The 20,961-nt window shown below is 71.7% G+C and carries 22 protein-coding genes; 12 read left to right on the top strand and 10 right to left on the bottom strand.

Annotated elements, in window-relative coordinates; all coding sequences use genetic code 11:
- Positions 1-5: 5 nt before the first annotated feature.
- The 5 genes from FB561_RS18135 to FB561_RS18115 all read left to right on the top strand — a co-directional run bounded on the left by FB561_RS18135 (position 6) and on the right by FB561_RS18115 (position 6,572).
- A complete protein-coding gene (locus tag FB561_RS18135) occupies positions 6-503 on the top strand; it encodes a S26 family signal peptidase (protein ID WP_145808192.1) in 498 nt (165 codons plus the stop codon).
- Between the two features lies 1 nt (position 504).
- Positions 505-1,032, top strand: coding sequence for a MauE/DoxX family redox-associated membrane protein (locus tag FB561_RS18130; RefSeq protein WP_145808190.1), 528 nt, complete (start codon positions 505-507; stop codon positions 1,030-1,032).
- A 5-nt stretch (positions 1,033-1,037) separates the two neighbouring features.
- On the top strand, positions 1,038-2,888 hold the full coding sequence (locus FB561_RS18125; RefSeq protein ID WP_238334889.1) for an ABC transporter ATP-binding protein: 1,851 nt from the start codon (positions 1,038-1,040) through the stop codon (positions 2,886-2,888).
- 334 nt (positions 2,889-3,222) lie between these two features.
- Positions 3,223-3,768 carry a thioredoxin domain-containing protein gene (locus tag FB561_RS18120; RefSeq protein ID WP_145808188.1) on the top strand — a complete coding sequence of 182 codons (546 nt, stop codon included), beginning with the start codon at positions 3,223-3,225 and terminating at the stop codon, positions 3,766-3,768.
- 47 nt (positions 3,769-3,815) lie between these two features.
- Positions 3,816-6,572 (top strand): AfsR/SARP family transcriptional regulator, encoded by a 2,757-nt coding sequence (locus tag FB561_RS18115; RefSeq protein WP_145808186.1) that lies wholly within the window; start codon positions 3,816-3,818, stop codon positions 6,570-6,572.
- Positions 6,573-6,587: 15 nt separating this feature from the next.
- On the opposite strand, the gene FB561_RS18110 is transcribed toward FB561_RS18115, so the two are convergent.
- From FB561_RS18110 to FB561_RS18100, 3 genes are all read right to left on the bottom strand, one after another.
- Positions 6,588-9,482: a helix-turn-helix transcriptional regulator gene (locus FB561_RS18110; protein WP_170284696.1), complete on the bottom strand. Its 2,895-nt coding sequence runs from the start codon at positions 9,480-9,482 to the stop codon at positions 6,588-6,590.
- A 67-nt stretch (positions 9,483-9,549) separates the two neighbouring features.
- On the bottom strand, positions 9,550-11,064 hold the full coding sequence (locus tag FB561_RS18105) for an MFS transporter (RefSeq protein ID WP_145808182.1): 1,515 nt from the start codon (positions 11,062-11,064) through the stop codon (positions 9,550-9,552).
- Between the two features lie 54 nt (positions 11,065-11,118).
- Positions 11,119-11,445, bottom strand: a complete 327-nt coding sequence (locus FB561_RS18100; protein ID WP_145808180.1) for a YciI family protein — start codon at positions 11,443-11,445, stop codon at positions 11,119-11,121.
- 233 nt (positions 11,446-11,678) lie between these two features.
- Between FB561_RS18100 and FB561_RS18095 the strand changes: the two genes are divergently transcribed.
- Positions 11,679-12,491, top strand: a complete 813-nt coding sequence (locus FB561_RS18095; RefSeq protein WP_202880650.1) for a 2-oxo acid dehydrogenase subunit E2 — start codon at positions 11,679-11,681, stop codon at positions 12,489-12,491.
- On the opposite strand, the gene FB561_RS18090 is transcribed toward FB561_RS18095, so the two are convergent.
- From FB561_RS18090 to FB561_RS18075, 4 genes are read right to left on the bottom strand one after another with little or no spacing between them, the layout of a single operon-like run.
- Positions 12,484-13,059, bottom strand: a complete 576-nt coding sequence (locus FB561_RS18090; RefSeq protein ID WP_145808178.1) for an Asp23/Gls24 family envelope stress response protein — start codon at positions 13,057-13,059, stop codon at positions 12,484-12,486. The two genes, FB561_RS18095 and FB561_RS18090, sit on opposite strands and share 8 nt — an antisense overlap.
- A gap of 1 nt (position 13,060) precedes the next feature.
- Positions 13,061-13,975, bottom strand: a complete 915-nt coding sequence (locus FB561_RS18085; protein ID WP_145808176.1) for a DUF6286 domain-containing Asp23/Gls24 family envelope stress response protein — start codon at positions 13,973-13,975, stop codon at positions 13,061-13,063.
- Entirely contained in the window at positions 13,968-14,150 is a 183-nt protein-coding gene (locus FB561_RS18080) for a hypothetical protein (protein WP_145808174.1), read from the bottom strand. The genes FB561_RS18085 and FB561_RS18080 overlap by 8 nt, the downstream gene beginning before the upstream one ends.
- Positions 14,151-14,202: 52 nt before the next feature.
- Positions 14,203-14,703 (bottom strand): Asp23/Gls24 family envelope stress response protein, encoded by a 501-nt coding sequence (locus FB561_RS18075; RefSeq protein ID WP_145808172.1) that lies wholly within the window; start codon positions 14,701-14,703, stop codon positions 14,203-14,205.
- Between the two features lie 202 nt (positions 14,704-14,905).
- Here FB561_RS18075 and FB561_RS18070 point away from each other — a divergent pair, with 202 nt between their 5' ends.
- The 3 genes from FB561_RS18070 to FB561_RS18060 are packed head-to-tail and all read left to right on the top strand — an operon-like array spanning position 14,906 to position 16,466.
- Entirely contained in the window at positions 14,906-15,514 is a 609-nt protein-coding gene (locus FB561_RS18070) for an RNA polymerase sigma factor (protein WP_145808170.1), read from the top strand.
- Complete coding sequence (locus FB561_RS18065) at positions 15,505-16,080, top strand: Asp23/Gls24 family envelope stress response protein (protein ID WP_145808168.1); 576 nt, start codon at positions 15,505-15,507, stop codon at positions 16,078-16,080. Before FB561_RS18070 ends, FB561_RS18065 begins: the two co-directional genes overlap by 10 nt.
- On the top strand, positions 16,077-16,466 hold the full coding sequence (locus FB561_RS18060) for an Asp23/Gls24 family envelope stress response protein (RefSeq protein ID WP_145808166.1): 390 nt from the start codon (positions 16,077-16,079) through the stop codon (positions 16,464-16,466). The genes FB561_RS18065 and FB561_RS18060 overlap by 4 nt, the downstream gene beginning before the upstream one ends.
- A gap of 40 nt (positions 16,467-16,506) precedes the next feature.
- On the opposite strand, the gene FB561_RS18055 is transcribed toward FB561_RS18060, so the two are convergent.
- Complete coding sequence (locus FB561_RS18055) at positions 16,507-17,847, bottom strand: FAD-dependent oxidoreductase (RefSeq protein WP_145808164.1); 1,341 nt, start codon at positions 17,845-17,847, stop codon at positions 16,507-16,509.
- A 94-nt stretch (positions 17,848-17,941) separates the two neighbouring features.
- On the bottom strand, positions 17,942-18,295 hold the full coding sequence (locus FB561_RS18050) for a DoxX family protein (RefSeq protein ID WP_145808163.1): 354 nt from the start codon (positions 18,293-18,295) through the stop codon (positions 17,942-17,944).
- Positions 18,296-18,431: 136 nt separating this feature from the next.
- Here FB561_RS18050 and sigJ point away from each other — a divergent pair, with 136 nt between their 5' ends.
- Entirely contained in the window at positions 18,432-19,301 is an 870-nt protein-coding gene (sigJ, locus tag FB561_RS18045; RefSeq protein WP_145808162.1) for an RNA polymerase sigma factor SigJ, read from the top strand.
- 17 nt (positions 19,302-19,318) lie between these two features.
- Here sigJ and FB561_RS18040 read toward each other — a convergent pair whose 3' ends face one another.
- Entirely contained in the window at positions 19,319-19,906 is a 588-nt protein-coding gene (locus tag FB561_RS18040; RefSeq protein WP_145808160.1) for a TetR/AcrR family transcriptional regulator, read from the bottom strand.
- Positions 19,907-19,996: 90 nt separating this feature from the next.
- Between FB561_RS18040 and FB561_RS18035 the strand changes: the two genes are divergently transcribed.
- Both FB561_RS18035 and FB561_RS18030 read left to right on the top strand, forming a co-directional pair.
- A complete protein-coding gene (locus FB561_RS18035; RefSeq protein WP_145808158.1) occupies positions 19,997-20,434 on the top strand; it encodes a hypothetical protein in 438 nt (145 codons plus the stop codon).
- Positions 20,431-20,925 carry a nitroreductase/quinone reductase family protein gene (locus tag FB561_RS18030; protein ID WP_202880649.1) on the top strand — a complete coding sequence of 165 codons (495 nt, stop codon included), beginning with the start codon at positions 20,431-20,433 and terminating at the stop codon, positions 20,923-20,925. The genes FB561_RS18035 and FB561_RS18030 overlap by 4 nt, the downstream gene beginning before the upstream one ends.
- Positions 20,926-20,961: the final 36 nt, after the last annotated feature.

Here is a 20,961-nt window from a genome sequence, read left to right as displayed (position 1 = left end):
CTGTCATGGACATCCGAGAGCAAGACCCGCGCAACAACTCACCCAGCAGCGTGGTCGGCAGAGGTCTGCGGCTGTCGCTGCTCACGTGTGTGCTGGTCGCGCTGATCCTCGTGCGGCGAAGGTACGTCGCGGTCACGGTGGCCGGTCGGAGCATGGAGCCGGCGCATCGCGACGGCGACGTGGTCCTGGTCCGGCGAACCGGCCCGCAGAACATCCGGCCCGGTCAGGTGATCGTCGTGGCCTACCCGGACAGCGAGACCGCGGTACCGGGTGACCCGCCGTGGCTGATGAAGCGGGTCAGCGCCGTCCCCGGTGACCGGGTGGCACCTGGTCTGCCCGCGTTGGAAGCGGGCGCGCTGGTCCCCGCCGGGTGTCTGGTGCTGTTGGGGGACAACCCGAACGCGAGCCACGACTCCCGGCACCGCGGGTACTACCGGTCCGACTCCGTCCTCGGCGTGGTGGTGCGGCCGCGCCGGACGACCTCTTCCGGAAGCCGGTCGTAGCGTGGCCTACGTCGGATTCACCTGTGGCCTGGTGCTGCTGATCATCATGCTCGCGTCCTGTCTGAGCAAGCTCTGGGCCGGCTCGTTCGCGGACTTCGCGGCCAGTGTGGCGGCCGTACGGCTGGTGCCTCGCGAATCGGTCCGTGGTGTGGCGATCGCGGTCGTCATCGCTGAAGGTCTCGCCGTTGTCCTGCTCGCTGTCGGGCCACTCCGCACCCTGGGACTGGCGTACACGGCGGTGCTGCTCGTGGGTTTCACGGTCGTCCAGGTCGTCGTGCTTCGCCGAGGTGAGCGGGTCGCCTGTCGCTGCTTCGGCGCGAGTTCGGCTCCGATCAGCCGGGCGCACGTCGTCCGCAACCTGCTGATGCTCGCGGTCGGCGGAATCGGCCTGCTCGCGCCGGAATCAGCCACCGGTGACCCGGCCGGGATCCCGCTGGCCGCGCTCGTCGCCGTGGTGGTCGCCCTGCTGCTGATCAGGTTCGACGACCTGGTCTCGTTGGTGGCGCCCCGCCCGCGGCCAAGATCCTGACCGCCGTGACCACGCGGCGGATCCGCCCGGCCGATCCCCTGGCGGCTGCCGCGCTGTGCCTGCGAGCGGGGCCACCGCAGTGTGCGGCCCTGCTGATGCTGACGATCGCGGCCGGAACCCTTCCGGCGGCGGTCGTCTGGCTGACGAAGTACGTCGTCGACACCCTCGCGGCCGGTGCGCCCGCGGATGCCCTGGTCCGCCCGACCGCCGGTCTGGTCCTGGTCGGTCTGCTCGTCGCCGTCGAGCCGCACGTTTCCGGGTACCTTCGCGGTGAGCTGACCCGCCGGATCAGCCGGCGCCTCGAGCTGGACCTGTACAGCGCGGTGAACGGGTTCTCCGGCCTGTCCCGGTTCGAGTCACCGCGGTTCCTCGACCAGCTCAGGATGGCCACCCGGACCACCGGTGGCTCGATCGCGCCGGCCACCATCGGGCTGTTCGACATCGTCCGGAGCCTGGTGACGGCGGTGAGCCTGCTGCTCACCCTGGCCGCGATCAGCCCGGTGATGGCCGGGATCCTGCTGCTGGCGGCGGTCCCGGCGGTGGTCGCGGAATTCCGGCTGACCCGCAGTGCCACCGGGACGATGTTCAGCCTGACCCCGGAGAACCGGCGGCAGCTGTTCTACAACTCGCTGATGACGGACCTGTCGGCGGCGAGCGAACTCCGGCTGTTCGGTCTCGGCCGCTTCCTCGGCCGCCGGCTGGCCGGCACGATCGACCGGATCCATGCCGGCGAACGCCGGATCGACCGGCGGACCGCGACCGTCCAGGGCGGCCTGGCCCTGCTCGGCGCGACGATCTCGGCCGCCGGCCTGGCCTGGATCGTCGGCTCCGCCGCGACCGGCCGCCTCAGCCTCGGCGACCTCGCCGCCTTCATCGCCGCCGTCGCCGGGACCCAGTCGGCCCTGGCTGGCCTGGTGACCGGCTTCGCCGCGGCCCACCGGGCCCTGGTGATGTTCGGGTACCACCGCTCCGTCCTGGGGCTCCCGGACGACCTGCCCGAGCCGAGTACGCCGGTCCCGTTGCCCGCGTTGCGTCAGGGCATCGAACTCCGTGACGTCTGGTTCCGGTACGACGACGACCTGCCCTGGGTCCTCGAAGGCGTCACCCTGACCATCACGGCCGGCGAGGCGCTCGCCCTCGTCGGTCTCAACGGGGCCGGGAAAAGCACCCTGATCAAGCTCCTGTGCCGCTTCTACGACCCGACGATGGGCTCGATCCACTGGGACGGCGTGGATCTGCGGGACGTACGGGTCACCGACGTCCGGCGCCGGCTCGGTGTGCTCTTCCAGGACTACATGAGCTACGACCTGACCGCTGCCGAGAACATCGGCCTCGGCGACCTGGATCGCCTCGATGACCGGCCCGGGATCGAGGCGGCCGCCCGGAGCGCCGGGGTCGACGCCACGGTCCGCAGCCTCGGCCGCGGCTACGAGACGATGCTCAGCCGGTTGTTCCTCGCCGAGGAAACCGACGGCCGGACCGACGGCGGTACCTCCCTGTCGGGCGGCCAGTGGCAGCGGCTCGCGATCGCCCGGACCCTGATGCGGCGGGACCGTGACCTGCTCATCCTGGACGAGCCGAGCGCCGGGCTCGACGCGGAGTCCGAGCACCAGCTTCATCAGAGCCTGCGCGCCTTCCGGGCCGGGCGGACCAGCCTGCTGGTGTCGCACCGGCTCGGCACGCTGCGGGACGCCGACCGCATCGTCGTCCTGTCCGGCGGCCGGATCACGGAGACGGGTACGCACGACGAACTGATGAGCGCCGAGCAGAGCTACGCCCGGTTGTTCACCTTGCAGGCGAGCGGATACGGCGATGCGCGGGTGGCCGATCCGCCGGCGGGATCCACGACAGGGTGACGGCAGCGCGCCGACAGCACGTGCTGGACATACTGACCGCTCAGCCTCGAGAGAAGGATGTGAACCTGCGATGAGAAGTGCGATCGGTGCACTGGCAGACCGCCTGGTCACTGCTGTGGTTCCGCGATCTACGGCAGGGGCGTGCGCCTGCGGTGACACGTTCTGGTCCGCCTGCAAGGCCTACGCGGAATGCCCCTACGCCCGCAAGGCGCTGGTCCGGATGAGCTGCGACTGCAGGAGCTACACGATCATCCAGTGCGACTTCTGCTACTGAGCCTGGGAAACCGCCGGAATTGAACAGGCTGCCGTCCGCAGCCGTCGGGAGTTGAAGTCAATGGGTACTGCCGTCGTCGTTGTCGTCGCCGCGCTGGGCGTCGTCAACCTGTTGTTCTCGTTCGGCGTGATCCGCCGGCTCCGGGAACAAGCCGAGCAACTCGACCGGCTCGCCGGTGGCAGGGTCCAGGATCTGTTCACGCCGGCCACCACCGACGGCGCCGGGCTTGCCGGGTTCGCCGCCGACACGGTGACCGGGGACCGGATCACGGACAGCACGCTCGGGCCGCGGTACCTGGTGGCGTTCTTCTCTCCCGGTTGTAGTGCTTGCACAGTGCAACTACCTCTGTTCGTCGCCCAAGCCGGGCAGCCGGGCGGGCCGCGGACGGACGTGCTGGCGGTGGTCGTCGGTCCGGAGGCGGACGCGGGCGAGTACGTCGGCGCGTTGTCCGCCGTCGGCCAGGTCGTCCGGCAGGACGACGACAGCCACCTCGCCCGCTCCGTCTTCGGCGTCCGCGGCTTCCCGGCCTTTGCTGTGGTCGAGGACGGCCGTATCGTGGCCGAGGGGACCGCGGTCGCCGAGCTGGGGCTGACGCCGGTGTCCTGACCTGTCAGGGAATCGTCCGCCGACCCCGGAGGCTCTATCATCCGGGCATGGCTGCTACCAGCGTGCGGCTTCTCGGCGAACTGCTGATCGAAGTGAACGGGACCCGGGTCTCGCCGCGGGGCGAGGTCCAGCGGTCGCTGGTGGCCCTGCTCGCGCTCGCCGCCGGCCGCCCGGTCGCCGCCGCCACGCTGATCGAGCGGTTGTGGGGCGAGGAGTTGCCGGTGAATCCGCGCGCCACGCTGCACTCCGCGATGGCCAGGCTGCGGCGGACGCTCGGCGACACGGTCGTGACCCATCACGAGGGCTACGAGCTGGCGATCGCCCGGGCGGACGTCGACGCGCTCACGATGGCCGACCTGTTCGCCGCCGCCGAGCGGGAGGACGACCCGGCCCGCAAGCACAGCCTGCTGGGTCAGGGCATCGCCTGCTGGGACGAGCCGTTCGTCGGCGGATTCGTCGACTGGCTCGCCCAGACCGAGAAGGCGAGCCTGACCGAGTGCTACCTGACCGCGGTCGAGCGCTGGGCCGACCTCGGCCGCCGGCTCGACCAGCCGGACACCGCGTGCGCGCGCCTTCGCGAAGTGGTCGCGCAACACCCGCTCCGCGAGTCCCTCTGGTCCCGGTACCTGCTCGCGCTCGCCGCCGACGGCCGTCGCGCCGACGCGGTCGCGCAGTACGAACAGGCCTGCGCGTACCTGCAGGAGGAGCTCGGCGTCGGCCCTGGCGCGGAGCTGCGCAGCGCCCTCGCCGTGGTCACCGCGAACCCCCAGCCCGCGGAACCGGTCCAGCTGCGCCAGCTCCCGGCGGACCTGCCGCGCTTCTTCGGACGACAGGAGACCCTGGCCGAGCTGGACCGGCTGCTGCTCCGGTCGGACCTCGCTCCCATCGCGAACAAGGTCGTCGTCCTGCACGGTGAAGCCGGTGTCGGCAAGACCTGCGTGGCCGTGCACTGGGCCCATCACGCGGAAGGTCTTCCCGACGACGCGCACCTGTTCGTCGATCTCGCCGGGTACGCGCGCTCCAGCCCGCTCACCCCGGACGAGGCGCTGGACGAGATGCTGCGGGCGATGGGCGTGGACGGTCAGTCCATTCCCCCTTCGCTGAACGGGCGGAGCGCGATGTTCCGCTCGTTGACGGCGACCCGCCCGTTGGTCCTCGTCCTCGACGACGCCCGGAGTGCGGAGCAGGTCCGTCCGCTGCTCCCCGGCGGTTCGTCACTCGTCCTGATCACCAGCCGGAGCCGGCTCGACGGTCTCTCCGCGAGGGACGGCGTCCACCAGGTCGCCGTCCCCACGCTGCGGCCGGAGGAAGCGCGCGGCCTGCTGAGGACGATGATCAGCAAGCCGACCACGGCCGCCCACCTCGACCGGCTGGCCGAACTTTGCAGCGGTCTCCCGCTCGCGCTGGCGGTCGCGTCCGCGCGGGTCAACCGGCAACCGCGGCTCGCCTCCGCGGACGCGGTCGACCGGCTCGGTCTCGCCGAGGACTGGCTGGACCTGCTGACGGTGGCGGACGATCCCGCGTCCGACCTGCGCGCGGTGCTCGACAGCTCGTATCGGACCCTTGGTCCCGAGTGCGCGCGGCTGTTCCGGGCGTTCGGCGTGATCGGCCACCCACTGAGTACAGCGGGTGCCGCGGCAGCAGCGGACCTGGAGTTGCCGGCCGCCACGAAGGCCCTGTACCGCCTCACCGATCTGCACCTGGTGACCGAGTCGGCGCACGGCCGGTACGAGCAACACGCGCTGCTCTCCGCGTTCGCTCGCGAGAAGGCCGGCAAGGAAGACGGCGACGACGTCGTCACGAGGATCGAGGCCCGCCTGCTCGAGTGGTACCTGCACACCGTCCAGGCCGCGTCCGCCGCGATGGGCGTACCGGCCGGGCCCGGGTACGCCGCCGAGCCGCCGCCGGGGTGCCGGCCGCAGGAGTTCACCTCGTTCGGCCAGGCGATGACCTGGTACGCCACCGAGCGCCGGTACCTCGTCCACGCCGTCGTCGACGGGGCCCGGCGGGGTCATCACCGGACCGCGGCGCAGCTCGCGCTGAACCTGTGGACCTACCTCGAACAGATCTGGGACTTCACCGACTCGGCGAAGGTCCAGCAGGTCGCCCTGGACGCCGCGAAGGCGGCCGGCGATCCCCTGCTCGAAGCGTTCGCGGCCAACCAGATCGCGATCAGCGCGGGACGATCGGGCGACGCGCAGGCCGCCTGCGAGATGCTGCGCCGCGCGCTGGAGCTCTTTCGCCAGGTCGGGCACGCCGAGGGCGAGGGGATAGCCCTCGACAACCTCGGTCTGGCCCTGCGCCTGACCGGGGAGTACGACGAGTCCGCGCGCCGGCTCGAGGCCGCACTCGTGACGGCTCGGCGGGACGGCGACGAGCTCCGGACCGCGCGGCTGCTCAACAACCTCGCGGTGACGCAGCTCGCCCTCGAACGCTTCGACGAAGCGGCCGAGTCGGCGACCGAGGCCGTCCGGCTGCACGAGGCCGAGGACGACTGGCGCGGCCTCGCGTACGCACAGGACACCGCCGGGCAGGTCCGGCTGGCGCAGCAGCGGCCGGCCGAGGCGATCCACCATCTGGAGGAGGCGGTCCGGCTCGCGACCGAGTACCAGCTGGCCGTGACCAGCCTCGGGTCCCGGATCAAACTGGGGCACGCCCATTTCGGCGTCGGCAACGTCGAGGCGGCCCGCTCGGCCTGGACAGAGGCGCTGCGTCTGCACGACCAGCTCGCGCCTTGCGACCGCGAACGGCAGCAGGCGACCGGGGACGAGCTGCGCGAACTGCTGGCGAAGGTGACCGGCTGATCGAGCGGCCCCAGGTCAGGCCAGTCCGTCACGGTGCGCGAGCGCGGTCGCCTCGGCGCGGGAGTTGACCATCAGCTTGGCGAAGATCCGGCTGACGTGGGCACCGACGGTGTTGGGCGACAGGTACAGCTCGGCGGCGATCTGCCGATTCGTCAGGCCTCGCGCCAGGACTCGGAGTACCTCTCGCTCCCGCGCGGTCAGGCCATGAGCGCCCGGCGGCTCGGGCTCCTCCCCCGCGCCGAGTCCGGCCCGGCCGGCGAGCTCGTCGATGATCGTCAGCAGTGGCCCCACACCGAGCTCCTCGGCGATCGTCCGGGCCTGGTTGAGCCGGGCAACGGCACCGGCCCGGTTGCTGTTGGTCAACGCCGACTTGGCTCCGGACACCAGCACCCTGGCCAGGTGGTAGCGAATCCCGTTGTTGCGCCAGGCTTCCGCGGCCGCGTCCCAGTCGGCCACAGTCGCCGGTCCGGCCTCGGCGCGGATCGTGAGCAGGTACGGGCGATGGCCGGCGGACGGCTCACCCAACCGATCGACCAAGGCCAGCAGCGTGGTCCGCCGGGCCCGGATCTGGGCACCGATGGCCTGGTTCCGCGGCGCCGCTGCTTGGCGTGCCGTCTGGACCCGGAGGCCGTCGAGGACTACTTGGTAGACATCCGCGGGGACCCAGTGATCGCGGACCTCGAGGAGCCGCTCCACGCACTGGTCGGCGGCCTCGGGATCCCCGAGCGCGAGCTGCAGTTCGAGCCGGGCCAGCTCGGCGAACACCAGGTACCGGGCGGCCGACCGGCTCCGTGTACCGACCTTGCCGCTGACCTCGAGCAGGTCCTGCGCCAGCGCCAGTTCACCGCGTCCGACCGCGATCCACGCGCGAAGTCCCCGAACCGCCGCGTCGAACAGCGGCGGGATCTCGTCCGTGAGCAGCTCGTCCAGCAGGTCCGCCGCCTCGGTCCAGCGGCCGACCTGGAACTGGCAGACGGCGACGACCAGGGCCAGCAACGGACCGCGCGAACGCCGCAGGCCGGTCCGCTCCGCCTGGGCGTACGCCAGCTGGGCGATCGGCAGCGCGGCCTCGATCTGGTCGTCGGACATCAGCGCCCCGGACCACCACTGATGGATGGTGAGCTCGGTCTGCTCGTCACCGGCCGCGCGCGCATGCCGGATGCCGGCCAGGTAGTCGTCCTCGGCCCGCTCGACCTCCGCGGCGATCATCGCCAGCCGGATCCGGCCGGCGTGGCTCCAGGCCAGCCCGAGCGAGTCACCGGCCCGCCCGGCGAGGTCGGCGAGCTCGTCGCAGTACGCGCCGAACTCGCCGAACGCCTCCGTCGTCGCTCCCACCTGGATCGCGGAGATCAGGACCAGCCGCCGGACGTCGTCGTTCCGGCCCGGCCCGAAGAGGCCGAGCGCCTCGCGGATCGCTTCGTGACCACCCGCGTCGGTGCGATTGAGCAGCCGGGCCTGTAAGCAGAGCACCGTGGCCCGGCGCTCCGGCTGGGCGACGGCGTCGAGCGAGGCGAGCGCCTCCTCCGCGTGGGCCAGGCCCCGGCCGGGTGGACCACCGGCGACGGCCGCGGCGACCGCTCGTTCGAGGACGTCCACGCGTTCAGCGCCGATCAGCGCCGCGGCCCCCGGTACCGAGGACCAGTGGTCGAGCACCGTTTCCAGATGCCGGAGCTCCTCGCCGTACGCGGTCCGCCGGTGCAGCTGCCGGCTCGCCTCCCAGGCCGCCGTCAACGCCTCCTTCGGCACCCCGGCCGCCGCCCAGTGAAGGGCGAGCTCGGCAAGCCGGTCCGGGAGGGCCACGGCCGGCAACTCGGTCAATGCTTCGGCGTACCGTCGGTGGAGCTGCCGTCGCTCCGCCGGTAAGAGGTCCGTGTAGACGGCTTCACGAATCAGGTCGTGCCGGAGCTGGTACCCATCCTCGGCGACGACGATCTGGCGGTACTCGACGAGCGTTCGCAGCGCGGTGGACAACGCCTCGCCGGACAGGTCCGACACGAGTGGCAGCAGGCTGTCGGTCACGTGGGCCCCGCCGACCGCGATCGTCGCGAGCAGTTGCCGCGGCTCCACGGCCAGCCGGGCGATCCGGCCGAGCAGGAGGCCCCGAAGAGTCGTGGTCCCGAGATCGGTCGCGCCGCTGAGCGACTCGACGAAGAGCGGGTTACCGCCACTGCGCCGGTGGACCACGGCAGCGAACCACGGATCGACCGGCCGGCCCGTCACGGCCGCCAGTTGCTCGACGACCTCGGCACGGTTCAGCGGTTCGAGATCGAGCGCGACGACCTCCGACCGGCGGCGAAGCTCGCCCAGCAACTGCCGGACCGGGTGTTCCAGACCGAGTTCGCCGGTCCGGATCGTGCCGATGAGCAGCAGCCCTGGTCCGAGCAGGCTGCGCGCGAGGTGGACGAACAGGTCCCGGCTCGCGTCGTCGGACCAGTGCAGATCCTCGACCACCAGGACCGTCGGCCGCTCCTCGGTCAGCCGGGCGACCAGGGCCACGAACTCGCGCAACAGCCGGCTCCGCTCGGTGGCCGACTCCAGCTCGAGGAACTCCGGCGACGCGTCGGCCGCGTCCCCCGACGGACCGGCGAGCCACTCCGTCAGTCCCCGGCCGAGGACCGCTTCGCCCGGTTCCCGGCCCAGTTGACGGATCAGCCGGCGGAGCATGGTCGTGAACGCCGCATAGGGCACGCCGGCCGTGGCCAGCTCCAGGCACCCGCCGACGAGGACGAGCGGATCGCCGGGGAGTTCGCCGACCACGGCCTCGACCAGGCGGGACTTGCCGATCCCGGCCTCACCGGAGATCAGGACCGTGACGTTCTGCTCGTCCCGGGCCCGGTCGTACCCGGCGCGGATCGCGGCCAGCTCCGCTCCACGCCCGATCAGCTGCGAGCTGGTCGTCGTCCGTCGCACCTGGTGTCGTGCCCTTCCCTGAGCCGGTCGAGGCTCCATTGGACACGACGGTGCGCCGGTGCGGCAATCACGTGACGTCGGTGTGGCGGCGCAGCACCGTGAGCGTCAGCAAGGCACTGCCGAGCAGGAGGACCGCGCCCGCGATCGCCACCACCCGCAGCCCACTCGCGAACGCGGCCTTGGCCACCAACTCCATCTCGCTGCCGAGCTGCCCGGGGAGTTGCTGGGCGGCCGCGATCGCCGGCCCGACACCCTGCCGGGCCTGCGCCACCCATCCGTCCGGCAGCCCGGCTGGGAGGTTGCTGTCGAGCTGCCCGCGGTACACGACGGTGCCGAGGCTGCCCAGCGACGCGATGCCCAGGGCGATCCCGGCCTCGCTGCTGGTCTCGGACATCGACGCGGCCGACCCGGCCCGCTCCGGCGGCGCACTGGCGAGGACCAGGTTCATGGTCAGCGCCATCGGCAGCCCGATCCCGAACGACGCCAGCGCGAGCCCGGCGACGAGTGCACCGACCCGGCCGCTGCCGTCGGCACCCATCGTGATCAGCAGGCCGGCGGCGGCCAGGACCAGCCCGAGCGCCATCGTCTGCGCGGTCGACCGGCGCTTGGCGATCCGCGGAGCCAGGTTGAGCCCGATCACCATGGTGACGTTCTGCGGGATCAGCCAGAGCCCTGCCTGCAGCGGCGAGAGCCCGCCGACCACCTGCAGGTAGACGGCCGCCTGGAACGAGATCCCCGCCATCACCACCCCGGCGGCCAGCATCACGCCCAGCGCCGCGCTGAACCTGGGGAACCGGAACAGCCGCATGTCCAGCAGCGGGTCGGCCAGCCGGTGCTGCCGGCGCGCGAACGTGATCCCGATCGCCACCCCGGCCACGATCGCCAGCGCCGGCAGCGTCGCCCAGCCCGAGCGGGCCAGTTCCTTCAGGCCCCAGATCGCCGGCAGGATCGCGGCCAGCGAGAGCAGCACGCTGAGCAGGTCGATCCGCCCGGCCGACTCGTCGGAGTACTCGGGCAGCAGGATCGGCCCGAGGATCAGCAGCAGCACCATCACCGGGACGCCGAGCAGGAACACCGAGCCCCACCAGAACTGCTCCAGCAACACCCCGCCGATCACCGGACCGACCAGCATGCCGCCGATGAAACAGCTGAACCAGATCCCGATCGCCTGCCCCAGCTGGACCGGATCGTGGAACATGTTGCGGATCAGCGCCATCGTCGACGGCATCAGGCTCGCCCCGGCGATGCCGAGCAACGCCCGGGACAGGATCAGCAGTTCCGGGCTGCTCGAGTAGGCGGCCAGGACCGACAGGATCCCGAACGCCGCGCCGCCGATCAGCAACAGCCGGCGCCGCCCGATCCGGTCGCCGAGAGTTCCCATCGTGACCAGGCAACCGGCCAGCAGGAACGAGTAGATGTCCAGGATCCACAGCTGCTCGACGCCGTTCGCCCCCAGGTCGGCGCTCAGCTCCGGGAGCGCCAGGTAGAGCACGCTCACGTCGAGCGACAACAACAACGTGGGCAGGGCCAGGACGGCCAGCCCGATCCATTGCCGCCGGCCCCGCCCGGGGCGCGGCCACAGTCACTTCACTCATCAGTTCTTTCCCTTCGGTTCACCAGGTGGGCCGGGCGGGACTCAGAGCAACGGCCGGACCTCGACGGCACCCCGGCGCACGGCCGGGTTGCGGCGACCGACCTCGAGCGCGTGGTCGGCGTCCCGGGCCTCGATCACCAGGAACCCGGCCAGTACCTCGGCCGTCGCGGTGAACGGGCCGTCGGCAACGGTCTCGCCACGGACGGTGCGCGCGGCCGTACTCCCCTCCAGCGCGTAGCCGGAGACGATCTTCACGCCGAGCTCCTCGAGCTCGGCCCCGTGCCGCTCCTGCGCGGCCAGCTCCTCCGGCGGGATGTCGGCCAGAGCGGCCGGCGCCGGCAGGTACAACATGATGGCGAACTGAGCCATGAGCGTTCTCCTTCGTCAGCGGCCGGTCCCGGCCGCGGGGACCACGACGGCGAAGTGCCGCGCGGTACCCCGAGCCTCGCCGTCACCGGCACCCCGGCACATCACGTGAACAGGTGACCTCCGGGTCCGAAGAACGCCCGGTGAGTGAGGCCGAAGGTCCCGGTGAGCGCGGACCGATCGGCCCGTGCGGTACCCCGATCGGGCCGGGGATGCTCGGGACAGGAGGTGGATCCGTGCGTCACGTGGAGTCCAAGATCGTGCGCGTGCCCTGGGTACGGCAGCTGGTGATCGACACCGGCCGGGCCGCGCACCACCGGCACGCGATCCACGGTCTGTTCGAGGTCGACGTCACCTCAGCTCGGGATGCGCTGAGCCGACAGGGTCACGCGCCGTCGTTCACCGCGTTCGTGATCCACTGCGTGGCCCGCGCGGTCGCCGCCGATCCCGGGGTCCAGGCGTACCGCGATCTCCGGGGCCGTGAGGTCGTGTTCGACCAGGTCGACATCGGCGTACCGGTCGAGGTGGACGTCGAGGGGACGCCGTTCGCCTTCACCCACGTACTCCGCGACGCCGCTCGCCGCACGGTCGACGAACTCTCCCGCGAACTCCACCAGGTCAAGACGACTCCAGGCGACAGCCCGTCCGTCCGCAAGGCGTCATGGGCCCGGGCGTACCTGGTGCTGCCCGGCTTCGTCCGCGTCGGCCTGCTTGGTGGATTGCACCGATGGCCGTACCGGCAACGTGCTCTCGCCGGGACCGTCGGCGTGACCGCGGTCGGGATGTTCGGCGCGGGTGGTGGGTGGGGTATCGGGTTCCAGCTGCACACCTTGAGCGTCGTCGTCGGCGGCATCACCCGGCGCCCGATCCTCTTCCAGGGCAGGCTGGTCGAGCGGGAGTTCCTGCAGCTCACCGTCAGCGTGGACCACGACATCGTCGACGGCGCCCCCACGGCCCGCTTCGTCCGCCGGCTCCGCGAACTGCTGACCGCCGCCGACGGGATCGTCCCCGATCCGGCCAAGGGCGCCCGGGCACAGAAGGTCAGCTGACGCGCGGCTGGACGGCCGTCTTGTCGGCGCGAGCGACGCGGAGCAGCACCCGGTACCGCAGGTTGGGCAGGCCGATCACGCGGGACAGGTCCGTGACAACGCGGGAGACGGTTGTGTGGACGTCCTGAAGATCGGCGCTCGGCTCGACGGTGCACTGCAGCTCGGCGACGAGCTCGCCGCGATCCGCGACCACCCGGCCGGAGCCGTCCCGGATCTCGGGCCGCTGGGCCAACGTCGCCGCCGCGGCACCGACCGCCGCGTGAGCATCGGCGGACAACCGGCCGCTCCGATCGCCACCAGGCAACGAGAACCGGCCACCGACCCGGCGCGGGAGATGCCGGACGAGCCACCACAGCCCGAGCATGACCAGCACGACGCCCGCCGTACCCGTTGCCCAGGGCCACCATTCCGTCCCGGTGGGGTCGGCCGGGGCGTACACCTCGATCCGGTCGCCGAGGCCGGGCAGCTCGCCGTACCGCCAGGCGATCGCCAGCCCGCCGAGGGCGACGAGGACCAGCGCGACAATCGTGCCGATCAGCCGGTCGAGGACGACCACTCCGCGCCGCATGTCACTCCTCCCGGACCAGGACGCTCAGCCGCGGCGACGGGGTGAGACCGCGCAGCCGCTCCGTCACCACCTCGCACACTTCACCGCGTACCCGCTCCCGGTCGCCGAACGTTGCCGTCGTCAATCGAATGCGGCGTCCCTTACCGGTGGCGGATACCCCGGTCACCGAGTCGACCCGGGCCGCGCTGTTCGCCGCCAACCGCGCTGCGTCCGACGGGCGGATCCAGACCAACTTGGCCGCGTCGTCCACGACCAGATGCGTGCGTCGGCGGGGCTTCAGCGTCGCGACCAGCAGCACGATCCCGATGACCGCCACGGCGATCCCGGCCGGCAGCAACCAGCTCATCGGCTCCACCTCGAAAGTCTGCCCGAACCAGGACCGCGGGACCGCGGGACCATCGAGCAGACCGACGGCGCTCAGCATCTCCCCGATGAGCACCACCCCGACCCCGATCACCACCAGAGCCGCGCAAACCCCCACCCCCGAAGCCGCCGGCCCAGCCACCGGCCCGCGCGCCGCCATCACACCACCCGCAGCGCTCGCCACGGAGGCCGATTCGGTCGCGGGGGCGACGGCGATGACGTCCACGTCGACCCGGTCCACGCCGAGGCCGGTGAGGCGCTCGACGTCGGCCGTGACGTCCCGGCGTACCTCGGCCGCCACCTGGTCGAGGGGATGACCCCACGCCGCGGCGACCTGGACCTCGAGGCGGGTCCGCCGGCCCGCGATGACGGCGCGCGCCTTCGGCAGGCCGCGGCCGATCGCCGCGTTTCTCCGCAGCACCGCGCCGTGCTGCCGAGCGGTGATCTCGGCGATCCGCTCCACCGCGCGCTGGGCGATCTCCAGCCGGCCCCGATCACCCCCGTGCGCGACCGGGCCCGGCGCCTGGGCGGCGGGGAGAACAGTCTCAGCCACGACCGCGGCGGGAGAGCAGGTCGTCGAGACCCTTGCTGCCGTCGGACAGGAACCGGCCGACCGCGAACCCGACGGCGCCCAGCACCAGCGCGAGCAGGAACCCGGCGAAACCACCGGCCGCACTCGCGACGGCGATCAGCAGACCGGCGAACAAGCCGATCGTGGATGTACTCACGAACCCTCCTCCGTCATCACTGTCCTCGGCGCTGACCTGGTTCAGTCGCCGGTCACCGCACCCGGCGCTCGACCGGCGCCTCGTCGGTGTCCTCGGCGTCGTCCTCGCCTTCGAGGTGGACGTCGCTGACCGCGATGTTCACCTCGGTGACCTCCAGCCCGGTCATCCGCTCGACCGCGGCGATCACGTTGCCGCGGATCGCGGTGGCCAGGTCGGCGATGCTCACGCCGTACTCGGCGACCAGCTCGATGTCGACCGCCGCCTGCTTCTCGCCGACCTCGACCGACACGCCCTGGGACAGGTTGGTCCGCGACCCCGGGATGCGGTCCCGCAGCAGGCCGACGGCGCGCGCCGCCCCGCCGCCGAGCGCGTGCACCCCGGCGATCTCACGGGTGGCGATCCCGGCGATCTTGGACACCACCACGTCGGCGATCGAGGTCCGGCCGCCCGGCGTCCCGTCGACTTCGGTGCTGTCGGCAACGACCTCGGTACCGGCGGTCCCGGTACCGGTGGACCGCTTCGGGCCGGACTTCGTGGTCAGGGTTTCGGTCATCGGGGATGCCTTTCTGGTCAGCGGTCGCGCCCGGAGTTCGAGCCTTACGCCGGACAGACATCGCGACGACCGCAAACGTCACGGTCCCAGCGGAACTCTTTCCGGCGACTCCGCCGCACCTACGCCGGGTGCGTGATGTGTCTCACAGTTGGAGAGCCAGAACTCACCGTGACGTCCGGGCCCCTGTCGTCGTCTACCCAGCATGGGTGGCCTCCAGCAGTCCACGGCGACCGCGCCGAGCGGTGCGGTGACACGTCCAGAGGCGGTGGACCTCGACGAGGCGACGCTGGTGGCGCGGGCCCGGGACCGCGATCCGGTGTCGTTCGAGCTGCTGGTCCGCCGGTACCAGCGCCGCATCTACACGCTCTGCCTGCGAATGCTGAACGGCGCCACCGGCGATGCCGAGGACGTCGCCCAGGAGACCTTCGTGACCGCGTGGCGGCGGTTGCCCGAGATCCGCGACGACGCGGCGTTCGGCGGCTGGCTCTACCGGACCGCCACCAACAAGTGCCTCACCCTGCTCCAGCGCCGCCGGCCGACCCTCGATCTCGACGAGGACAACCCGCCGCCGGATCCGCGGCCGGGCGGCGACCCGGAGCGGACCGCGAGCAGCAGCGCCGCGATGCACGCGCTGTCCGAGGCTCTGCAGAAGTTGCCGCCCCCGCAGCGCGCCTGCTGGTTGCTCCGTGAGGTCCACGGGCGCTCGTACCAGGAGATCGCCGAGCTGGTCGGTACCACGCCCACGGCCGTCCGCGGCCGGATAGCCCGAGCCCGCGCCGAGCTCGCGGAGGTGATGAAGCCATGGAGATGAATCCACGGCCAGGGACTCAGCTCACGGGGACTCACCCGTTGCCGTGCGGCCGCACCGTCGAGGCCGTCTGGGACGAGCTCGAGTCGGCGCAGCACGATCCACACCCCGATCCGCATCTGGCCGACTGCCCGCACTGCCAGACCGCGAAGGCCGGTCTGGAGGAGCTCGCCGTGGCCACCGCGTTGCTCATCGACGAACCGGTCGACGTCCCGACCGGCATGCTGGACCGTGTGATGACCGCGGTCCGCGCCGACCTGAACCTTGGCAAGACCCTCCCGTTGTCGGCACATGTCGAGCTGTCCGTCCCCGCTCTCGCCGCCGTCCTCCGGTACGCCGTGGACGCGGTCCCCGGGATCCGGGCCAGGCAGTGCCGCGTCGAGCTCTCGGCCGACCGGGCGGACGCGATCGACGTCCGGATGACGGTCGCCCTGAAGTTCGGGACCGGCCAGGTCCTCGCTCTCGACGAAGCGCGCACCCGCGTCGCGGCCGTGGTCCGCGCCCAGGTCGGTCTCGCCCTCGACCGGCTCGACTTCGAGGTCGTGGACGTCTGGACGGAGCCCCGGTGAGCGCGGAACCACTCCGTCCGCACACCCCGCCCGACCGCGAGGTCGAGCGCATCGCCCTCGCCGAGGCGGCCGCCCAGGCAGCTCGTGCGATCCCGGGCGTCGTCCGCCTTCAACCAGGCCTCGTCGGCCTGCTCAAACAGCTCGCCGCCCAGACCTGGGAACGCGCCACCGGCCGCCCGGTCCCCGACGTGGCCGGCGTGGACGTCGACCTCACCGAGGACCGGCTGAAGATCGACCTCCGCCTGGTCGTCACCGCCACCCACCCGGCGGCCACCATCGGTGAGGACACCCACCGGGCCGTCACCAAGGCCGTCGAAGCCCGCACCGACCGGACCCCCACCGTCCGCATCCTCATCGCCGAGATCGAACTGCCCGGCGAGAGGTGAGCGGTCAGGGCTGGGCGATCGGTCAGGACTGGGCGATCGATCAGGGCTGGGCGGCCCGGATCATCGCGTCGCGGGGGATCAGCTTGATGCGCTCGCGGCCCTCGGCCTGGCCGAGGGTCTGCTCGTGGGCGTCGAGGCGGGTCCAGCCGTCGGCGTCGACGACGGTGGCGCCGCGGGCGGTGAGGTGGTTGAGGATGGCGTCCGGATCGGTCAGCTCGGGGCGGGGCAAACCGTCCAGATCTTCGAGCAGGCCGGCGATCGTCTCGGCCGCGTCGGACTTGGTGTGGCCGATCAGGCCGATCGGGCCGCGCTTGATCCAGCCGGTGACGTAGAGGCCGGGCAGGGGGACGTCGTCCAGGTCGAGGACCCGGCCGCGATCGTTGGGCATCACGCCGGCCTGGTGGTCGAACGGGAGCTCGGGCAGGTGCGACGAGAGGTACCCGACCGCGCGGTACACGGCCTGCACCGGGGTTTCGACGTACTCCCCGGTGCCGCGGACGGTGCCGTCGCCCTGCAGTTCGGTGCGCTCGGTCCGCAGTCCCTCGACGCGGTCGGTGCCGAGGATCTCGACCGGCGCGTGGCACAGGTGGATGTGGATGCGGTGTTCCGCGCCGGTCGGTTCGGCCTCGAGGTACTTCAGCAGGGTGTCGACGACCAGCCGGGTGCCCTTGCTGGAGCTGATCGCGCGCTGGCTCGCCGCGTCGATCTCGAAGCCCTCGGGATGCACGATCACGTCGACCGACGGGGAGTGCGAGAGCTCGCGCAGTTCCATCGGGGTGAACTTGAGCTGCGCCGGACCACGGCGCGCGAACACGTGCACATCCGTGGCCTGGTTGGCCTTCAGCCCCTGGTACACGGTGGCCGCGATCTCGGTCGTGAGCTGCTCGTCGGCCGGTTTCGCCAGCATCCGGGCCACGTCGAGCGCCACGTTGCCGGCCCCGATCACCGCGACGTGCCGGGCGTCCAGCGGCCAGTCCCGGGGGACGTCGGGGTGACCGGCGTACCAGCTGACGAAGTCGGCGGCACCGTGGCTGCCGGGCAGGTCGACGCCGGGGATGTCGAGGGCACGGTCCGCGATCGCGCCGGTCGCGAAGATCACGGCGTCGTAGTGCCGGCGCAGGTCCTCGAGCTTGAGGTCGGTGCCGAAGTCGACGTTGCCGAGGAACCGGATCCGGTCCCGGCCGACGACCCGGTGCAGCGCCTTGATGATCTCCTTGATCCGCGGGTGGTCCGGCGCCACGCCGTACCGGACCAGGCCGAACGGGGCCGGCAGCCGCTCGATCAGGTCGACGTGGGCCCGCTCGTGCTCCTTGGTCAGAATGTCGGCGGCGTAGATCCCGGCCGGCCCGGCGCCGACGACGGCGACTCGGAGGTCTCTCACGATTTCCCCAGTAGGTAGGTAAGGCTTGCCTAAGCAACGGTACGGGCCGGGATCGCTCGCCACCAAACCTTGAGATTCAGTTCACACGCCCGGATCAGGCCACCCGCAGGACGAAGACGAAGGTGGCGACGCACAGCGCGAGCATCCCGGTCGCGTTGGCGAAGAGGTTCCGCGAGTAGTCGTGGGCGCGCAGGTGCATGACGATCGCGACCACGAAGTACGCGACCAGGGCCGCGGTGGTCAGCACGGCGAGCGGCGTGACCCAGATCCCGAGGACCAGGCCGGCCGCCGCGGCCAGCTTCAGCGGCGTGAGCACCCACCACAGCCGCCGCGGGAACCCGACGTCGAGGAGACACTGCTGGACGAACCGGACCGGCTTCAGGCAGAGCAGTGCGTCGGTGAACTGGACGACGGCGAGGGCGGCGAGCGGCCACCACGGGTCGAGCATGGCAAGGTTCCTCTCGGGTCTGGTCGGTCCGGCGCGTCGATGACGGGACAGCTGGGCCGGACGTGACATGCCGAACGTCACACCTGGACCGCCTGCCCCGTCATCCACCGTGAGCACCGACAGAAACGGGAGCGGCATGGCCATCGATCCGCGGGTCTGGCAGCAGCAGCGCGGCTACCTGCTCGCGATCGCGTACCGGTTGCTCGGCAGCGTCACCGACGCGGAGGACGCCGTCCAGGAAGCGTTCCTGCGGCTGGAACGCGTCGACCTGGACGACATCGCCGAGCTCCGGGCCTGGCTGACCACGGTCGTGTCCCGGATCTGCCTGGATGAACTGCGGTCGGCCAGAGCCCGGCGCGAGACCTACGTCGGACCGTGGCTCCCCGAACCCTTGGTCGGCGTGGAGCCGCCGCTCGACCCGGTCGACCAGGTGGCCCAGCAGGAGTCCGTCCAGATGGCGATGCTGCTCGTCCTCGAACGGCTGAGCCCCGCCGAGCGGACCGCGTTCGTCCTGCACGACGTGTTCGGCCTGGAGTTCGCCGAGATCGCGGACATCGTCGGGCGGTCCGTGGTCGCGTGCCGCAAGCTCGCCTCCCGGGCCCGCGCCCAGGTCCGCGCGGGCGCCCCGCGGTTCGACGTCAGCTCGGACGACCGGCACCGGGTGATCGTGGCGTTCCAGGCGGCCGTCGAAGGCGGCGACGTCGAGGGGCTGGTCCGGCTGCTCGACCCGGAAGTGGTGTTCCGGACCGACGGCGGTGGCGTCGTGGCGGCCGCCCGCCGGACCGTGGCCGGCCCCGACCGGGTGGCCCAGCTGCTCTTCGGCCTCAACGACCTGTACGCCGACGCGAGTCAGCGGATGGCCGTCGTCAACGGTGGACCCGGCCTGGTGATGGAACGCGACGGCATCGTGATCGCGGTCGCCACCATCACCGTGACGGACGACGCGGTGACCGCGATCGACGTGATCGTCAACCCGGCCAAGCTCCGGCACGTCCACCCCGGCTAGGAGTTTGCCCCCAGCAACTACGCCGGCGACCAGATCGGCCGCAGCGGCGCGAGACCCTCCTCGACGTACTCCGCGATCGGCCGCTCACCGCCGTCCAGGTACCACTGCTCCAGCGCGGCGAAGTACCCGAACACGAGCGCGTTCGCCGCCACCCGCGCCTGCGTCTCGGTCAGCCGGCCGTGCCCGGCCATCGTCACGGCGATCCGCCGGCCGGCCCGGTCGAGGGTCGCGCACGCGGCCATCCGGACCGACGGCTGCTGGAAGAAGTAGCGGATCCGGCGCCACGGACCCGGCTCGGACCGCGGCGCCCCGTCCGGTGTCTCCTCGTACCGCCGCACGATCCGCACCAGGCTGCCGACCGGGTCGTCCAGGTCGAGCAGGTCGGCCAGCGCCGCCTCGCTCATGGTGTCGAACTCGTCGGCGACCAGCAGTCCTTCCTTGGTGCCGAAGTACCGGTAGACCGACGACGGCGAGACCTCCGCCGCCGCGGCGATCTCCTCGATCGTGACGGCGTCGAACCCGCGCTCGTCGAACAGATCGAGCGCGCATTCCTGGATCGTCCGCCTGGCCTTCTCCCGCCGGCGTTCCCGCAGCCCGGTTCCCATCCGCCGAGCGTACGAGATCGCCGGCTCGTTCAGCAAGTGACTCTCAAAAGAACTTGACTGTCCGCTAACCGCGTTCGTACAGTCACTCGCATGAGACAGTCACTTTCCGAAAAGTCTTCGGCCTCGTCGCCCGCGGTCCTGGCAGCGGTTGTCCTTTCCGTCGCGCTGACGGTGGCCGCGGTCATCGACCAGAGCGGCGGTCAGGCACTCGTCGAGCACGCCGAAGCCGCGTACGCGTCGTACGGCAAGGCGCCGTCGGCCGGCCTGCTGTACGGGCTGCTCCACACCGTTGCCGTCGTCAACGTTCTGCTGTGGCTGGTGGTGTTCGGGGTCGCCCGCTCGAAGCGCCGCGCCGCGGGCGTCCTGGCCGTGATCGCGGTCCTGATCTCGGCGAGCGTCGCGGTCGTGTTGCTGACGGCCTCCGAGTACGGCGAGCGCATCTTCCCGCCGCTGTGGGGCGTGCTCGCGATCCTGCCGGCCGTCGCGGGCGCCTTCGCGACCGCGCGTCTCTTCCGCCGCGCCAGTTGACGATCCCGCCGCGACGAACGGTCGCCGGCCGGCTGTACGAGGTCAAACGGCGGATGTACCGCGGCGGCCGGGCCGGCGCCGTGGCGCGGATCCTCAACCGCCTCTCCGCGAAGCTGTACGCGGCCGGCCTGCTCCTACCGAGTCACGCCGTCACCCTGGAAGTCACCGGCCGCCACACCGGCCGCCCGGTCCGCCTGCCCGTCGCGATCACCGAGTACGACGGCGCGCGGTACGTGGTCTCGATGCTCGGCCCGGACGCGCACTGGGTCCGCAACGTCCGGGCCGCCGGAGGCCAGGTCGCCCTGCATCGACGCGGCCGGACGGCCGCACGACTCGAAGAGGTACCGCCGGCCGACCGCGCCCCGATCCTGCGGCAGTACCTTGCTGTGGCGCCCGGTGCTCGGCCACACTTCCCCGTCGATCGACGCGCACCGCTGACCGCCTTCGAGGAGATCGCCGGCCAGTACCCCGTCTTCCGGATCCTGATCTAGTGCCCCGCGTCGGAAGTTGTGCAACAGAACTTCCGA

Origin of the sequence: Kribbella amoyensis, assembly GCF_007828865.1 — a bacterium.
Classification (GTDB): Bacteria; Actinomycetota; Actinomycetes; order Propionibacteriales; family Kribbellaceae; genus Kribbella; species Kribbella amoyensis.
The sequence above is the reverse complement of the archived record's forward strand: the minus strand, read 5'-3'. Positions and strand labels throughout refer to the sequence as shown.

Bases quoted from the DNA above. Each gene is read 5' to 3' on its own strand.
- FB561_RS18135 (WP_145808192.1), top strand. From the start codon at position 6: ATGGACATCCGAGAGCAAGACCCGCGCAACAACTCACCCAGCAGCGTG.
- FB561_RS18120 (WP_145808188.1), top strand. From the start codon at position 3,223: ATGGGTACTGCCGTCGTCGTTGTCGTCGCCGCGCTGGGCGTCGTCAAC.
- FB561_RS18115 (WP_145808186.1), top strand. From the start codon at position 3,816: ATGGCTGCTACCAGCGTGCGGCTTCTCGGCGAACTGCTGATCGAAGTG.
- FB561_RS18100 (WP_145808180.1), bottom strand. From the start codon at position 11,445: ATGGCTCAGTTCGCCATCATGTTGTACCTGCCGGCGCCGGCCGCTCTG.
- FB561_RS18090 (WP_145808178.1), bottom strand. From the start codon at position 13,059: ATGCGGCGCGGAGTGGTCGTCCTCGACCGGCTGATCGGCACGATTGTC.
- FB561_RS18075 (WP_145808172.1), bottom strand. From the start codon at position 14,703: ATGACCGAAACCCTGACCACGAAGTCCGGCCCGAAGCGGTCCACCGGT.
- FB561_RS18070 (WP_145808170.1), top strand. From the start codon at position 14,906: ATGGGTGGCCTCCAGCAGTCCACGGCGACCGCGCCGAGCGGTGCGGTG.
- FB561_RS18065 (WP_145808168.1), top strand. From the start codon at position 15,505: ATGGAGATGAATCCACGGCCAGGGACTCAGCTCACGGGGACTCACCCG.
- FB561_RS18050 (WP_145808163.1), bottom strand. From the start codon at position 18,295: ATGCTCGACCCGTGGTGGCCGCTCGCCGCCCTCGCCGTCGTCCAGTTC.
- sigJ (WP_145808162.1), top strand. From the start codon at position 18,432: ATGGCCATCGATCCGCGGGTCTGGCAGCAGCAGCGCGGCTACCTGCTC.
- FB561_RS18040 (WP_145808160.1), bottom strand. From the start codon at position 19,906: ATGGGAACCGGGCTGCGGGAACGCCGGCGGGAGAAGGCCAGGCGGACG.
- FB561_RS18035 (WP_145808158.1), top strand. From the start codon at position 19,997: ATGAGACAGTCACTTTCCGAAAAGTCTTCGGCCTCGTCGCCCGCGGTC.